This window comes from Vibrio superstes, from assembly GCF_003569005.1.
In the GTDB taxonomy this organism is placed as follows: Bacteria; Pseudomonadota; Gammaproteobacteria; order Enterobacterales; family Vibrionaceae; genus Vibrio; species Vibrio superstes.
Genome location: NZ_BCUR01000004.1, coordinates 20054 through 36587, shown reverse-complemented (window position 1 = coordinate 36587; position 16534 = coordinate 20054). Strand labels below are relative to the sequence as shown.

Annotated in this window: 15 protein-coding genes; 4 read left to right on the top strand and 11 right to left on the bottom strand. The window is 44.9% G+C overall.

The genetic code is table 11. From position 1 onward, the window contains the following. Positions 1 to 14 precede the first annotated feature (14 nt). The 11 genes from rsmG to D5I41_RS08035 all read right to left on the bottom strand — a co-directional run bounded on the left by rsmG (position 15) and on the right by D5I41_RS08035 (position 9833). Positions 15 to 644, bottom strand: coding sequence for a 16S rRNA (guanine(527)-N(7))-methyltransferase RsmG (gene rsmG / locus D5I41_RS08085; RefSeq protein ID WP_102367658.1), 630 nt, complete (start codon positions 642 to 644; stop codon positions 15 to 17). Next, the gene (gene mnmG / locus D5I41_RS08080; RefSeq protein ID WP_119009389.1) at positions 645 to 2543 is read right to left on the bottom strand and encodes a tRNA uridine-5-carboxymethylaminomethyl(34) synthesis enzyme MnmG; all 1899 of its coding nucleotides are present in this window, start codon (positions 2541 to 2543) and stop codon (positions 645 to 647) included. Between the two features lie 476 nt (positions 2544 to 3019). Beyond that, positions 3020 to 3454, bottom strand: a complete 435-nt coding sequence (gene mioC, locus D5I41_RS08075) for an FMN-binding protein MioC (RefSeq protein WP_162892874.1) — start codon at positions 3452 to 3454, stop codon at positions 3020 to 3022. An 8-nt stretch (positions 3455 to 3462) separates the two neighbouring features. Further along, positions 3463 to 4824 carry a tRNA uridine-5-carboxymethylaminomethyl(34) synthesis GTPase MnmE gene (mnmE, locus tag D5I41_RS08070; protein WP_119009387.1) on the bottom strand — a complete coding sequence of 454 codons (1362 nt, stop codon included), beginning with the start codon at positions 4822 to 4824 and terminating at the stop codon, positions 3463 to 3465. A 125-nt stretch (positions 4825 to 4949) separates the two neighbouring features. Beyond that, entirely contained in the window at positions 4950 to 6572 is a 1623-nt protein-coding gene (gene yidC / locus D5I41_RS08065) for a membrane protein insertase YidC (protein ID WP_119009386.1), read from the bottom strand. A gap of 2 nt (positions 6573 to 6574) precedes the next feature. Next, complete coding sequence (gene yidD, locus D5I41_RS08060) at positions 6575 to 6832, bottom strand: membrane protein insertion efficiency factor YidD (protein ID WP_082961323.1); 258 nt, start codon at positions 6830 to 6832, stop codon at positions 6575 to 6577. Beyond that, positions 6799 to 7122: a ribonuclease P protein component gene (gene rnpA / locus D5I41_RS08055; RefSeq protein WP_235868958.1), complete on the bottom strand. Its 324-nt coding sequence runs from the start codon at positions 7120 to 7122 to the stop codon at positions 6799 to 6801. The genes yidD and rnpA overlap by 34 nt, the downstream gene beginning before the upstream one ends. A gap of 45 nt (positions 7123 to 7167) precedes the next feature. Further along, positions 7168 to 7305, bottom strand: a complete 138-nt coding sequence (gene rpmH, locus D5I41_RS08050; protein ID WP_004400210.1) for a 50S ribosomal protein L34 — start codon at positions 7303 to 7305, stop codon at positions 7168 to 7170. Positions 7306 to 7575: 270 nt separating this feature from the next. After that, entirely contained in the window at positions 7576 to 8310 is a 735-nt protein-coding gene (locus D5I41_RS08045; RefSeq protein WP_119009384.1) for an amino acid ABC transporter ATP-binding protein, read from the bottom strand. Next, positions 8307 to 8978 (bottom strand): amino acid ABC transporter permease, encoded by a 672-nt coding sequence (locus D5I41_RS08040; RefSeq protein ID WP_017029805.1) that lies wholly within the window; start codon positions 8976 to 8978, stop codon positions 8307 to 8309. The genes D5I41_RS08045 and D5I41_RS08040 overlap by 4 nt, the downstream gene beginning before the upstream one ends. 96 nt (positions 8979 to 9074) lie before the next feature. After that, positions 9075 to 9833 (bottom strand): amino acid ABC transporter substrate-binding protein, encoded by a 759-nt coding sequence (locus tag D5I41_RS08035; RefSeq protein WP_017029806.1) that lies wholly within the window; start codon positions 9831 to 9833, stop codon positions 9075 to 9077. Positions 9834 to 10171: 338 nt separating this feature from the next. Here D5I41_RS08035 and dnaA point away from each other — a divergent pair, with 338 nt between their 5' ends. The 4 genes from dnaA (at position 10172) to gyrB (ending at position 16469) form a co-directional block, all read left to right on the top strand. Further along, the gene (dnaA, locus tag D5I41_RS08030; protein WP_119009383.1) at positions 10172 to 11575 is read left to right on the top strand and encodes a chromosomal replication initiator protein DnaA; all 1404 of its coding nucleotides are present in this window, start codon (positions 10172 to 10174) and stop codon (positions 11573 to 11575) included. 15 nt (positions 11576 to 11590) lie between these two features. Continuing rightward, positions 11591 to 12691: a DNA polymerase III subunit beta gene (gene dnaN / locus D5I41_RS08025; RefSeq protein WP_119009382.1), complete on the top strand. Its 1101-nt coding sequence runs from the start codon at positions 11591 to 11593 to the stop codon at positions 12689 to 12691. A gap of 4 nt (positions 12692 to 12695) precedes the next feature. After that, a complete protein-coding gene (gene recF, locus D5I41_RS08020) occupies positions 12696 to 13778 on the top strand; it encodes a DNA replication/repair protein RecF (protein WP_119009381.1) in 1083 nt (360 codons plus the stop codon). 273 nt (positions 13779 to 14051) lie between these two features. Then, positions 14052 to 16469 (top strand): DNA topoisomerase (ATP-hydrolyzing) subunit B, encoded by a 2418-nt coding sequence (gene gyrB, locus D5I41_RS08015; protein WP_119009380.1) that lies wholly within the window; start codon positions 14052 to 14054, stop codon positions 16467 to 16469. Positions 16470 to 16534 lie beyond the last annotated feature (65 nt).

The following is a 16534-nucleotide window of genomic DNA, read 5'->3' as shown; positions in this document are numbered from 1 at the left end:
GTTGGCTCTCTTCCCTAAACTCGGTCTGTTAAGATTACAAGATGTCGTTCACCTTCAAGCTCAGGCACTATCAAAGGTTTGACCTGGATCACGCTACACCATTCAGGAAGTTGCTCTATCTCTTCCTGTGAAGCTTGTCCTTTGAGGGCGTAAAAGACGCCGGAGCCTTCTTTTGGCAAGTGACGGCACCAATTTACCATATCGGTCATAGAAGCAAATGCTCGGCTCAACACCGCATCAAACTTAACCTCTGGTTGAAATTCCTCTACACGGCTTAAAACTGGAGTCACATTCTCAATCTTTAGCTCATGCACAACTTGTTTAATAAAACGTATACGCTTGCCTAAGCTATCAAGCAAGAAAAATTCACAGTCCGGGTTCATAATTGACAACGGAATGCCCGGTAATCCAGGCCCCGTACCCACATCGATAAACCGCTTCCCATCAAGGTGCGGTGATACCACTATGCTGTCCATAATGTGCTTCACTAGCATGTCGCTAGGGTTACGAACTGAGGTTAGGTTATAGGCCTTGTTCCATTTGTTGAGGAGCTCGACGTAGCCAACCAATTGATCCAGTTGCTTATCAGAAACGGTCAGATCGGTTTTAGCGATCAGTTGCTGAAGTTGTTGATGTAAGCTCATTTATGCGACTTCCTCACCTTTCTTAAGCAGGCCTTGCTTCTTTAGATAAACCAACAGGATAGAAATAGCTGCTGGTGTGATTCCTGAGATTCGAGAGGCGATGCCTATCGTTTCTGGTCTGGTATCCGTCAGTTTTGCTACCACTTCATTGGACAAGCCAGAGACCAAAGAGAAATCGATATCTGTTGGCAATTGAGTGTTCTCATGACGCATCGACTTGGCGATCTCGTCTTGCTGGCGCTGAATGTAGCCCTCGTATTTCACTTGGATCTCAACTTGCTCAGAAGCTTGTTGATCTTCAAGGGCAGGGCCAAAGCCTTCTAACTCAGTAAGCTGTTGATAAGTCAGCTCAGGTCTACGCAAAAGATCCTCTCCACTCGCTTCTCGTGTCAGTGGAGTTTTTAATACAGCATTCAGTTGATCTACGCCCTCAGACTTAGGATTGATCCACGTGCTGGCAAGACGTTGACGTTCAAGCTGCATGTTTTCCATTTTCTGATTGAATCGAGCCCAACGTTCTTCAGAAACCAATCCAAGCTCGTGTGCTTTTTCGGTTAAGCGAATATCGGCATTGTCTTCTCGAAGCAACAAACGGTATTCCGCTCTTGACGTAAACATACGATACGGTTCCTTAGTGCCCATGGTAGACAAGTCATCGATAAGCACACCCATGTATGCTTGATCACGTCGAGGCGACCAACCTTCTTTTTCTTGAGAGTACAGACTCGCATTAAGACCCGCCATCAAGCCTTGTGCTGCCGCTTCTTCGTAGCCTGTAGTACCGTTAATTTGGCCCGCTAAGAACAAACCTTGAATAAACTTGGTTTCATAGGTGTGTTTTAGGTCTCTAGGGTCAAAGAAGTCGTATTCGATAGCGTAACCAGGACGAACAATATGAGCATTTTCAAAACCCTTCATTGAACGAACGATCTGAACTTGTACATCAAATGGCAAACTTGTTGAGATGCCGTTTGGATAGAGTTCGTGCGTGGTTAAACCTTCTGGCTCGATGAATATTTGGTGACTATTTTTGTCAGCAAATCTCATCACTTTATCTTCAATAGATGGGCAGTATCTTGGTCCAATACCTTCGATCACGCCGGCATACATTGGGCTGCGATCTAGGTTGTTGCGAATCACTTCATGAGTAGCTTCGTTGGTATGCGTAATGTAACACGGTACCTGAGGTGGCTGCTGGCTGCGGTTACCCATGAACGAAAATACAGGGGTCGGATTGTCTCCGTGCTGCACTTCAAGCTGGCTAAAATCAACACTACGAGCATCGATCCTCGGTGGAGTACCTGTTTTTAGTCGATCAACTCTAAACGGAAGATCACGTAAACGCTGCGCGAGAGCGATCGAAGAAGGATCGCCTGTACGGCCTCCTGAGGCGCTTTCCATTCCAATATGGATCTTGCCACCTAAAAAGGTACCAACCGTTAGCACAACAGCTTTGGCTTCGAATTTGAGGCCCATCTGAGTAATAACACCCTTAACTTGATCGTTTTCAACGATCAAGTCATCCACTGATTGTTGAAACAACGTTAGATTAGGGGTGTTTTCTAATTCTGATCGTACAAACGCTTTGTACAGGGCGCGATCGGCTTGAGCGCGAGTAGCGCGCACAGCAGGACCCTTTGAAGCGTTCAGTGTTCTAAATTGAATGCCTGCGTGATCAATGGCCCTGGCCATTAATCCACCCATAGCATCAACCTCTTTCACGAGATGGCCCTTACCAATACCGCCAATGGCTGGGTTGCAAGACATCTGCCCCAAAGTATCAATATTATGGGTCAACAAAAGTGTCTTTTGGCCCGTTCTTGCTGCAGACAATGCAGCTTCAGTACCAGCATGACCACCACCAACGATGATGACATCAAATTTTTCGTGATAAAGCATGAGTTGGCCTCGGATATCGCTATCGTGAAATGAGTGAACAAAAAGGAGGCGTATTCTACCTTCTTTCTGATCATTAGAAAATTGCTTTTAATGTTTTACACAATTTACGCTCTGCTAAATATATATAAGATCTTTATATAGATCTTTTATTAGATCTATTATTAAGCAACAGATCTATTGTGGATAACTACTATTTGATCAACAAGATCAACAGCTTTGGTAGGATCACTTGTTGTGATCTCTACCGGATCTAGTTCTGTATTAGCTGGGATCAAAATAGGGGGTTATGCACAGGTGGGTGGATCACTACAAGTTGTTATTGGGATAACTATAGGTTGATCACTGAATACCTATGTAGTTATCCACAGAGCTGGGGGTTAAATAGCGGTCATTTTGTGAGCAAACAAACCAGTAAAAAAAAGCCGATGAGCAAAAATGCGCATCGGCCTAGTTATCTTCAAGCGAGTAAATCAGGCTTAAAACAGGTGTTTGTGGTCTTCGAACCACTCTTCAGCGGCCTCTTCTGGAACGGGATGGCGCAGTACATCGATGGTTAGGCACTCCGATAATGGGGTAGCACCAATATCCTCAAGTAGCTCTTGGCAATGCAATCCTGCACCGCAGAAGGTGTCATAGCTTGAATCACCAATAGCGATAATCGCATAGTTGAGATCCTGAGTGTTGGGTGGCGTTTGCTGAAGTTGCTCAATAAACGGCTGAATATTTTCTGGATAATCACCTGCACCGTGGGTCGAGGTGACGATTAACCAAATCCCTTTAGCGGGAATTTCATCGAGATTTGGCTGGTTGTGTATCTCGGTATCTTTACCCATCTCTTGCAGTAAATCATTAAGATGATCGGCAACGTATTCTGCCCCACCTAAGGTGCTACCTGTGATCAAATGAATCATGGACATGTTTATTTTCCTATACAGAATGATGAGAAGATGCGACCGAGAAGATCGTCGGAACTGAACTCTCCAGTGATCTCATTGAGATATTGTTGAGTGATCCTGAGCTCTTCCGCCAGGATTTCACCTGCCATAAAGCCCTCTAATTGCTGCTGGCCAATAGACAGATGCTCTGCTGCCTTATCTAGGGCGTCAAGGTGTCTGCGGCGCGCCATAAAGCCACCTTCGGTGTTTCCTGAGAATCCCATGCACTCTTTTAGATGGTTACGTAGGGCATCGATACCTTGGCCTGTCTTTGCGCTTAAACGAATAAGGGTAGGGTCGTTCACATGACAAATACCCAGTGTCTCTTGGGTTTGGTCAACCTTATTGCGAATGACGGTCATTCCCATATTGTTCGGCAATTTATCTACAAACTCAGGCCAGATTTCTTGAGGGTTCGTAGCATCCGTAGTGGTGCCATCAACCATAAACAATACACGGTCGGCTTGTTGTATCTCTTCCCAAGCACGCTCAATACCTATCTTCTCAACTTCGTCAGAGGCCTCACGAAGGCCTGCAGTATCTATGATATGCAGTGGCATACCGTCAATATGAATGTGCTCTCTGAGTACGTCACGTGTGGTGCCTGCGATATCAGTAACAATGGCAGACTCTTTGCCAGAAAGGGCATTGAGCAAGCTTGATTTGCCTGCATTTGGGCGACCAGCAATGACCACTTTCATGCCTTCGCGTATGATTGCACCTTGATTGGCTTCTGCGCGCACGGCTTCTAAGTTGTTGATGATAGCTTGTAAGTCAGTGCTCACTTTACCATCGGCTAGAAAGTCGATTTCCTCTTCAGGAAAGTCAATGGCCGCTTCCACATAGATACGTAGATGAATCAACGACTCAACTAAAGTGGTGATGCGCTTTGAGAACTCACCTTGAAGTGATTGTAGCGCGGATTTGGCTGCTTCTTCTGAGCTGGCATCAATCAGATCAGCAATGGCTTCTGCCTGGGTTAAATCCATCTTGTCATTGAGAAATGCACGCTCAGAGAACTCGCCTGGACGCGCAGGACGAATGCCTGAGATCGATAGGATGCGCTTAATCAGCATATCCATTACAACTGGGCCACCGTGGCCCTGAAGCTCTAATACATCTTCGCCAGTGAAGGAGTTAGGGTTTGGGAAGTACAGTGCGATGCCTTGGTCCAGCTGCACTCCGGCATCATCCACAAAAGGTAGGTATTCAGCTCGTCTAGGCTGAAGCTCTCGCCCTACGACTAATTGTGCGACTTGGTTGGCCTGTGGGCCTGAAACTCGAATTATGCCTACTCCGCCACGTCCTGGCGCTGTGGCTTGAGCCACAATAGTATCGTTAGTCATGTTCGTCTCAATTGGAATAATTAGGTAAATTGTATACTTAAACTACAGTAAGTTGCTCAATTCATAGAAAATAAAAAGGCGACCCTAAGGTCGCCTTCTCTTATAAACATTGGCTAACTTAAGCTCTATTTAGAGTGTAAGCCTTTTTTCTCTAGACCTTTATAGATCAACGTTTGCTGAATCAGCGTAACGATGTTCGATACCAACCAGTATAGAACTAGACCTGATGGGAACCATAGGAAGAAGAAGGTAAACATAACCGGCATAAAGGTCATGATCTTCTGCTGCATTGGATCCGTTACCGTTGTCGGGCTCATCTTCTGAATCATGAACATACTTGCACCCATCAATAGAGGAAGGATGTAGTACGGGTCTTGTGCTGAAAGGTCAGTGATCCAACCGAAGAACGGTGAGTGACGCAGTTCAACAGATTCCATCAATGCCCAGTATAGAGAGATGAAGATAGGCATCTGTAGGATAAGAGGTAGACAGCCACCCAGTGGGTTAACTTTCTCTTTCTTATATAGCTCCATCATCTCTTGGCTCATGCGTTGACGGTCATCGCCGATACGCTCACGCATTGCTGTTAGTTTTGGTTGCAGCATACGCATTTTAGCCATAGAGGTGTACTGAGCTCTCGTTAGTGGGTACATAGCACCACGAACGATGAAGGTAAGTACGATAATCGCTAGACCCCAGTTGATAACAACACTTTGGATCATAGACAACAACCAGTGAAGTGGTTTAGCAATGAACCATAACCAGCCGTAGTCAACTACTAGCTCTAGGTTAGGTGCAACTGCAGCCATTTCATTTTGAAGTTTAGGACCAACCCACAGAGTTGCCTTCATTTCACCAGTTTCACCGTTTGCGATTGTCTTGTTAGGAAGACGAACACCGATGTCACCTAGGTTACCCACTACGCGAGTGTAAAGGCTTGCGCCCTGAGCATCACGTGGAACCCAAGCTGAAGCGAAATAGTGCTCAAGCATTGCAACCCAACCCTCGCCGTTAGGCAGGTTTTGTTGAAGGTTACGATCTTGCATGTCGCTAAAGCTGTACTTTTTGTAGCGTGTAGACTCAGTAGAGTATGCACCGCCACGGTAAGTAGGCATTGTTAGGCTACCACCAGCATCTTGCAGGTTTTGACGAAGGTGAGCGTACATACCAACGGTTGCATTTGCACCAGAGTTGTTCGCTACATCGTAAACCACATCAACTGCATAGCTACCGCGCTTAAGGATGAAGGTTTTAGTGTAATCAATGCCATTCGCTGTGTAAGTCATTGGTACACGCAACTCATCTTGACCTTCTGCTAAAGTGAAGCTGTCTGCGCTTACTTTGTAGTTAGGACGAGAAGTGCTGCTTAGATCGATACCCTGCGGGCCGATCAGGCCACTTTGAGCAATGTATTGCTCGTTGCCTTTTTTATCTAGAAGAACGAAACGCTCTTTAGACTCAAATTCTTCAGCGTATTCATTTAATGAAGCAGACACCACATCACCACCGACAGCATCGATAGATAGAGTGAGAACGTCTGTTGCTACGGAAACAATACTTGCCGTATGGTTTGCTTCTGGAGCAGGATCCATGTCGTCAGCCATTGAAGGCGCTGGCAAAGAGCTGCTACTAGATTGTGCCTGGTTAGTCGCAGGAGCTGTTGGGTTTTTGTATTCTTGCCATTGTTGAAATAGCAAAAATGAAACCATAGCCAATGCGATAAACAGGATATTACGTTGAGAACCCATCGTTATTTATCTCTGTTTGTTGTGTTTTTAGGTGGTACAGGGTCGTATCCGCCATCATTCAAAGGGTGGCATTTTAATAGACGTTTGCCCGATAACCAACACCCTTTTACAAATCCGTGGCTTTTTAATGCCAAGATTGCGTACTCGGAGCAGGTTGGGGTGAAACGACAACGTGGTCCGATGAACGGACTAATACCAACTCTATATAGGTAAACTATACCTATCGCTATCCACGCGAAGGGCGAGAAAGTCTTTGCCATAGTTTATCGAAGAGTTTAAACATATCATCATTGCTTAAATCTTGGGCACTTTTCTTTGCAATAACAACGAAATCTTTGTTAGCAAGTTTGTGCTGATTAAGACGGAAGCTTTCTCGTGCGATTCTCTTGAACCTATTACGGGCAGGGGCAGTTTTAATTTGCTTTTTAGGTACTGCTAATCCAAGTCTTGGATGAGTAAGAGAGTTTTTACGAGCGATGATTGTGAAATGAGGGGAGCCAGCTCTATGAGCCTTTTCGAAGACATTTTGATAATGCTCGGGAGTTAACAGACGTAACTCCCGATTGAACGCGTACTTAGTCAAAATAATCGCGAATTATTTTGAAAGGCGCGCACGGCCTTTAGCACGACGTGCATTAATTACTTTACGACCGTTCTTAGTAGCCATACGAGCACGGAAGCCGTGAGTACGTTTACGCTTTAGAACTGAAGGTTGAAAAGTGCGTTTAGACATGGTTATTACCTTTACTGATCAGTAGTTTTTAGGTTCTTGTTAAACCCGACGTGGGCTGTATTTCTCTCTCATATATAAGAGGGATACCGACGTCTCTCAACAAAGAGGCGGAATTGTAATCACTGTCTTTAAAATAGTCAATGATTGGTTTAGCTCAAAAACAAGTTATCTATAATATCTCAGCTTCTATTGAAACCAGATTAAGATTCTCGTGCCTGAAATTCCGGTCGACGGATTATACGTGTAAAAATCCAAATCACAAGGATCTTATTAGATCCCAACTTGATTTAGGAACTTTTTCAAGCGAGGATCCTGTGGGTTACCAAAGATATCCTCAGGTTTTCCCTGCTCTACAATGTTGCCTTCAGCCATGAAGATCACTCGGTCAGCGACTTCACGAGCAAATTGCATTTCGTGGGTGACCACCAGCATGGTTTGATGCTGATTTGCCAATTTTTTCATTAAATTCAATACCTCACCGACCCATTCAGGATCAAGTGCCGAGGTTGGTTCATCGAATAACAGCAGTTCTGGTTGCAGTGCCATTGCTCGACCAATACCTACTCGCTGCTGCTGACCACCGGATAGAGCCGCTGGGTAGCTATCGCCTTTATCTTGTAAGCCGATGTCATCCAATATCTGCTGCGCGCGCTCTAATGCCTTATCTTTTTTCCAGCCATGAACCGTAATTAGGCCCTCGGCAATGTTCTGGCGAGCTGTCATGTGCGCAAACAGTGCGTAGTTTTGAAATACAAAGCCTGTTTTACGTCTTAAAGCTAGTTCTTCTGCTTTACTGTATTTTTCACAGTTAACGTAGGTATCATCGATACTGATCTCGCCTTGCTCTGCTTGCTCAAGGAAGTTAACGCAGCGCAATAGGGTAGATTTACCTGTGCCACTAGAGCCAATAATCACGATGATTTCCCCTTTATTGATATCGATGTCGATACCTTTGAGGATCTCACTATCACCAAAGCGCTTATGAATATTTTTAAGTTGAATCATCTTTGGTACGCCTTATTCAATCGATTCTCTGCCCAGATTTGTACGCGCGTTAGGATGATAACCACACCCCAATAGATAAGTGCCACTGCCAGAAAAGCTTCAAAGAACCGGAAGCTAGATGATGCCTCCATTTGCGCTTTGGCCATGATTTCAGCCACGCCTAAAGTAAATGCTAGAGAGGTGGATTTGATCATATCAATGAAATAGTTCATTAAAGAGGGCAGGGCGACGCGTGTCGCCTGTGGAAGAATGACTCTTTGCATTGCCTGACGTGTGGTCATGCCGATAGAGAGACTAGCTTCCATTTGGCTGCGATCAATACCAATGATGGCCGCTCGAATACTCTCTGCCATGTAGGCTGCAAAGTGCAATGTAAGGCCAATAACGGCAGCGCTAAAGGCATCTATGCCCACCATTATCGGGAATACCTGTGGCAGTCCGTAATAAAGTAGGAATAGCTGTACTAACAGTGGCGTACCGCGAAAGAAGCTGATGTACAGCTGGCTGAGCTGGTCCAGCACTGGGACCTTAAATACTCGAATGTTGGCTAGGATGAGGGCTAAAATCAAGGCAAAGATACCGCCCCAAATTGCCATCTCCATAGTCGTGCCTAGATACTTAAACAGTATCGGTAGCAGTTCCAGCATGTAGTTAAAATCAAATCCCATCTTGTTACATCTCTTCGTTTAAAAAGCAAAGCCCACTATCTCCGCAGAAATAGTGGGCTCCAAGCCTTATCAGGCTGAGCTAAATATATGGTTACACTATTTTTGAGTGATATCAGCGCCAAACCATTTATTTGAAATCTCAGCTAGAGTGCCGTCTTCACGCATAGCGTCTAGAGCACCGTTCACTTCTTTCTGTAGCTTTTGACCATTCTCGTTGTTAACGAATGGCATAGCATTTTCAATAGTTTCAAATGGTTCACCCGCTAATTGTAGTGGTAAACCCGTTTTTTTGATCAGCTCTAGAGCCGATAGGCGATCCATTACAAATGCATCAGCACGACCTAGCGCTACATCATGTTCAATACCAGTATCATAGGTCTTGATGTTGATCTTGTTGTCTTTGTCGTAGTTACGCAGCAATTGCTCAAAGTTAGAACCTAGGTTAACAGCAACGGTTTTACCTTCTAGGTCTTCAACGCCTTGGATTTCATCGTTGCCTTTACGCACGGTAATTTGTGCGCCATCTACTACATACGCATCTGAAAATAGGTATTTCGCTTTACGCGCTTCAGTTGCGGTAATTTGGTTTGAAATAGTGTCAATGCGACCTGTTTCTAGCATGCCAAATAGACCTGAGAAGTTTGAGGTAACGTATTTCACATCGTAGTCATTACGACGAGCGATTTCGTCCCAAATATCAACTTCAAAGCCTTGAAGCTTGTCTTTCTCAACAAAAGTAAACGGGAAGTAGCGTCCTGACATGCCCACTTTTACTTCTGTTGCAGCATAAGCTGCTTGTCCTAAACTCGCAATTAGTGCGGTTGCGCATACCAAGCCTTTTAACCAGTTTTTCATACTACTACTCCTTGTGTTTATGCTGCGAAATATTACAGCTAAGCTCAGCTTAGGCTAATAACGAAAAGTTATTAATAATAACATAATGGTTATTAGGGCTTTTTTACGGGTATAAAAATGTGAAAAAGTGTGGGGATAACTTAGAACTCAGGTTGAGGATCGTGCGCTTTTGGTATAGCTCTGTGGGTAATCATGTAGATCTTTGCAATATTTTCAGATTAATTGTGAATAACTTCGATCTTATGCACTGGATCTTCGATCATTTGCTAGCGATCTTGATAATCTGGGGGTAAAATTACGGTCCTTCTATTTTTTTCAATCCGTATTGTGGGGTCGATGTGTCATCTTCGCTTTGGACTCAATGTTTGCAGCAACTTCAGGAAGAGCTTCCTGCAACCGAATTCAGTATGTGGGTACGACCACTTCAAGCTGAGCTAAGTGGTAATACACTGACCTTATTTGCCCCAAATCGATTCGTTTTGGATTGGGTTCGCGATAAGTACATCAATAGCATTAATCGCCACCTGCAAGAATTCTGCGATAACGATATCCCTAGCCTCAGATTTGAGGTGGGCAGTAAACCGGTATCAGCGCCGCGACCGGCCGCCAGAAAGTCGGCCGCTGACGTCGCTGCTGAGTTTTCTGCTCCTGCACAATTGGCACGTCGTAAGCCTGTGCATAAAACTTGGGATAACGATAGTGATGTTTCTGACATTACCTACCGTTCAAACGTAAATGTGAAGCATCGCTTCAATAACTTCGTTGAGGGTAAATCGAACCAATTGGGTCTAGCGGCTGCACGCCAAGTGTCTGATAACCCAGGCGCTGCCTACAACCCCTTGTTCCTGTACGGTGGAACGGGTTTGGGTAAGACTCATCTTTTGCATGCTGTAGGTAATGCCATTGTTGATAACAAGCCGAATGCAAAAGTGGTGTACATGCACTCTGAGCGTTTTGTGCAAGATATGGTTAAAGCTCTGCAAAACAATGCGATAGAAGAATTTAAGCGTTATTACCGAAGTGTCGATGCCTTGCTTATCGATGACATTCAGTTCTTTGCGAACAAAGAGCGTTCACAAGAAGAGTTCTTCCATACCTTTAATGCGCTGTTAGAAGGCAACCAACAAATTATCCTTACCTCGGATCGTTATCCTAAAGAGATTAACGGGGTAGAAGACCGTCTTAAGTCTCGTTTTGGCTGGGGCTTGACGGTTGCGATTGAACCACCGGAGCTTGAAACTCGAGTCGCTATCTTGATGAAGAAGGCTGAAGACCATCAGATTCATTTAGCGGATGAAGTGGCATTCTTTATTGCTAAACGCCTGCGTTCAAATGTTCGTGAGCTTGAAGGGGCATTGAACCGTGTGATCGCGAATGCGAATTTCACTGGTCGTCCTATCACTATCGATTTTGTTCGTGAAGCGTTGCGTGATTTGCTGGCACTTCAAGAGAAACTCGTCACCATCGATAATATTCAAAAGACCGTCGCGGAATACTACAAGATTAAGGTTGCAGACCTCTTGTCCAAGCGTCGCTCTCGTTCTGTTGCTCGTCCGCGCCAATTAGCGATGGCACTAGCAAAAGAGTTGACCAACCACAGCTTACCTGAAATTGGTGATGCGTTTGGTGGTCGTGACCATACTACGGTACTGCATGCATGCCGTAAGATTGAACAGCTTCGTGAAGAGAGTCATGACATCAAAGAAGACTACTCTAATTTAATTCGTACACTTTCATCGTAATAGGTAATTAATAGAATGAAATTCACTATTAATCGTCAGCTTCTGATCAAGCCCTTGCAACAGGTTTCTGGTGCGCTAGCAGGTCGTCCTGCTTTACCTATTTTGGGCAATGTATTACTCAAGGTTGAAAACGGCTTCTTATCTATGACGGCAACAGACCTTGAGGTTGAGCTGATCAGTCAGGTTCAGTTAGAGAATGACTTTGAGCCAGGAAGCATTACTGTTCCTTCACGTAAGTTCTTTGATATTTGTCGTGGTCTTCCTGATAATGCGGATATTACCCTTTCACTTGATGCAGAGCGCGTGGTCGTTCGCTCAGGTCGAAGCCGCTTTTCTTTAGCGACGCTACCTGCGATAGATTTTCCAAACATTGAAGATTGGCAGTCTGATACAGAGCTGACTCTGACTCAAGGCAACCTAAGGGCGCTAATAGAGAAGACACAATTTTCTATGGCTAACCAAGATGTGCGCTACTACCTCAATGGTATGTTGTTTGATATCGATGGCAGTACGTTGCGCTCTGTGGCCACCGATGGTCACCGTATGGCGGTGTCTGAAACAACACTCTCTGACAGTCACCCTCAGCAGCAAGTGATTATTCCTCGTAAGGGTGTTCTTGAGCTGATGAAGATCCTTGATCAGCCGGATGAGCTTGTCACCTTGTTGATTGGTTCTTCAAACATTCGGGCAAGTGTCGCTAACTTTGTGTTCACCTCTAAGCTGGTCGATGGACGTTTTCCTGACTACCGTCGAGTAATGCCACAAAACACCACCAAGACTGTGATTGCGGATTGCGAAGACTTACGTCAGGCATTCTCTCGCGCCGCTATTCTTTCCAATGAGAAATTCCGTGGTGTACGAGTAAATCTTTCTAGTGGCACTATGCAGATCACGGCCAACAACCCTGAGCAAGAAGAAGCGCAAGAGGTGGTTGATGTTGATTATCAAGGTGATGACCTAGAGATTGGCTTCAACGTTAGCTATGTATTGGATGTATTAAACGCAGTACGCTGTGAGAAGGTTTCCCTTTCTATGTCTGATGCGAATGCGAGTGCCTTGATTGAGAACGCTGAAGACTCAAGCGCTCAATACGTGGTAATGCCGATCCGTCTATAACGGTATGCCTCTTACTCGTCTTGTTATTAAACAGTTCCGAAATATTGAAGCCTGCGATGTTAGCCCATCGCCAGGCTTTAATTTTCTTATAGGGGCTAACGGCAGCGGTAAAACCAGCTTGCTAGAAGCCATCTATCTACTTGGACACGGTCGTTCATTTAAGAGCTCGATTACCGGTCGTATTATTCAGCACGACTGCAGTGACTTGTTTGTTCATGGCAGATTACAGAACCCACAGAAATTTGAACTCCCTATTGGTATCAACAAGCGTCGTGATGGCAGTACAGAGGTGAAGATCTCTGGTGAAACAGGCCAAAAGCTGGCTGAGCTTGCCAAGGTGTTACCTTTGCAGCTGATTCATCCAGAAGGCTTTGATTTACTTACCGATGGACCTAAGCACCGCCGCGCTTTTATTGACTGGGGAGTCTTTCACTGTGAGCCTCAGTTTTATGAAGTATGGGGGCGAATAAAGCGCCTCAACAAGCAGCGCAATGCCTTACTCAAAACTGCCCGCAGTTATCGAGAGTTGAGTTATTGGGATCAGGAACTGGCAAAGCTGGCGGAAATGATCTCCACTTGGCGTGCCCAGTATGTGACGCAACTGAAAGAAGTGGCTGAGCCACTGTGTAAGGATTTTCTCTCAGAGTTTGATGTTTCTATCTCTTTTTACCAAGGTTGGGAGAAAGGAGCGGATTATGCCGAATTATTGGAAAGAAATTTCGAGAGAGATCAGCACCTTGGCTATACTTTTAGTGGACCAAATAAGGCTGACCTAAAAATTAGGGTCAACGGTACACCAGTAGAAGATATCCTGTCTCGAGGGCAACTAAAACTACTGGTATGTGCATTGCGAGTAGCCCAAGGCCAGCACCTAACAAAGTTGACTGAAAAACAGTGCATATACCTCATCGATGACTTTGCATCAGAGCTTGATAGTCAACGAAGAGCACGCTTAGCGGAGTGCTTAAAGGAAACTGGAGCACAAGTATTTGTAAGCTCTATTACAAAAAGCCAAATTGCTGAAATGAACAGCGAAAATAGCAAGATGTTTCATGTGGAACGTGGCAAAATAGAGCTAGTAGAATAAGGGTTAGATTATGCGTCGACCCCTTTGTTGTAGCTGAGCAAATTAAACAAATTTGACGAAAAATCGAGATTTAAGCCAATGAGGGATGAAAGCCCCTCAAATAATAGGTTTAGGTCTTACAATGCTACTTTAACGGCTAGAGATTTTAGATTCCTAGCGTAGTAGAACATATTCAATATAGATGGCTATTATCGGTATTTGCGAGCTCACCAAAGCGTCACTTTGGTTTGGCCGTAACATGGATGATACATAGACCCAAATAGAGAGTAACTCATGGCAGAAAATTACGATTCATCGAGTATTAAAGTACTAAAAGGCCTAGATGCGGTTCGTAAGCGTCCAGGTATGTACATAGGTGACACAGACGACGGAACAGGTCTTCACCACATGGTATTCGAGGTAGTGGATAACTCTATTGATGAAGCGTTGGCAGGTCACTGTAACGACATCATAGTTACCATCCATGACGACGACTCTGTTTCTGTTCGAGACGATGGTCGTGGTATTCCGACTGAACTACACGAAGAAGAACAAGTGTCTGCAGCAGAGGTGATCATGACCGTTCTGCACGCTGGTGGTAAGTTTGACGATAACTCTTACAAGGTATCAGGCGGTCTTCACGGTGTAGGTGTTTCAGTTGTAAACGCATTGTCTAAGCAAGTTACTCTGACTATTCAGCGTGGCGGTCATGTTCACAGCCAAACCTATCACCATGGTGAGCCAGAAGCGCCACTAGCGGTAGTGGGCGACACTGATCAAACGGGTACAGAAATCCGTTTTTGGCCAAGTGAAGGTACATTCAATAATATTGAGTTCCACTACGACATCCTAGCTAAGCGACTGCGTGAGCTTTCGTTCTTGAACTCAGGCGTTTCTATACGATTGGTTGATGAGCGTGAAGAAGATAAATCAGATCACTTCATGTTTGAAGGTGGTATTCAAGCGTTTGTAAATCACCTGAATACCAACAAAACACCGATCATTCAAAAGATTTTCCATTTTGATTTTGAACGTGAAGATGGCATTACGGTTGAAGTCGCAATGCAATGGAATGATGGTTATCAAGAAAACATTTACTGTTTTACCAATAACATTCCACAGCGCGATGGTGGTACTCACCTAGCGGGCTTCCGCTCAGCATTAACACGTACATTAAACTCTTTCATGGATAAAGAAGGCTTCTCGAAGAAAGAGAAGACATCCACTTCTGGTGATGATGCTCGTGAAGGTTTAACTGCGGTTATTTCGGTGAAAGTGCCGGATCCTAAGTTCTCTAGCCAGACTAAAGATAAGTTGGTTTCTTCTGAAGTGAAGTCGGCTGTTGAATCCGCTATGGGTGAGAAGCTTTCAGAGTTCCTTGTTGAAAACCCAAATGAAGCAAAAATAGTATGTAGCAAGATCATTGATGCTGCTCGTGCTCGTGATGCTGCTCGTAAAGCTAGAGAAATGACTCGTCGCAAAGGTGCTCTAGATCTAGCGGGTCTGCCTGGTAAGCTTGCTGATTGCCAAGAGAAAGACCCTGCGCTTTCTGAACTATACATAGTGGAAGGGGACTCTGCTGGCGGTTCAGCCAAGCAGGGACGTAACCGTAAGAACCAAGCTATCTTGCCACTTAAAGGTAAGATCCTAAACGTTGAGAAGGCACGTTTTGATAAGATGCTTTCTTCTCAAGAAGTAGCGACTCTGATTACCGCTCTTGGTTGTGGTATTGGCCGTGATGAATATAACCCAGATAAACTGCGTTACCACAACATCATTATCATGACCGATGCCGATGTGGATGGTTCTCACATCCGTACTCTACTGCTGACATTTTTCTACCGTCAAATGCCTGAGCTAATTGAGCGTGGTTACATCTACATCGCTCAGCCACCACTTTACAAAGTGAAGAAGGGTAAGCAAGAGCAGTACATTAAAGATGAAGACGCAATGACTCAGTACCAAACGGCGCTGGCTCTTGATAACGCAGCTGTGTACGTGAACCCTGAAGCTCCTGCTCTTTCGGGTGAGCCTCTAGAGGCTCTAGTGATTCAGTTTAACCAAGCAACCAAGCTCGTTGAACGTATGGCTCGTCAATTGCCAAAATCGCTGGTGGAAGAGTTTATCTATGTCCCTCGTCTTACTGCTGAAGAGTGTCAAAATGAAGCGACAGTCACTGCTTGGGGTGAGCGTTTAGTAGCTCAACTTAATGCAAAAGAAGTGGGTGCTAGCCAATACAGCTTAGAAGTTGAAAAACACCAAGAGCTGAATATTTCTTTGCCTAAGGTTGTGGTTCGTACTCACGGTGTTCACTACGAGTATGTGGTTAGCCTAGAGCTACTTGCGACGAAAGAATACAACAAGCTGGCTACACTTTCTGAAGCGCTAGAAGGCCTGCTTGAAGAGGGTGCTTATGTGAAACGTGGTGAGCGTACAGCGCAAGTAACCACCTTCCTAGAAGTACTAGAGTGGCTATCTAAAGAGTCTCGTCGTGGTCTTTCACTACAGCGTTACAAAGGTCTAGGTGAGATGAACCCAGATCAGCTTTGGGAAACCACAATGGACCCTGATACTCGTCGCATGATGCAGGTGACTATCGAAGATGCAGTGGGTGCAGACCAGTTGTTCACTACTCTAATGGGTGATCACGTAGAGCCTCGTCGTCGCTTCATCGAAGACAATGCCCTTAAAGTAGCAAACCTAGACGTTTAGAAAACAGGCACTGTTTCAAAACGCTAAAGTTTGAAAGTATTAGAAAAGCACTACAAGAGATTGTG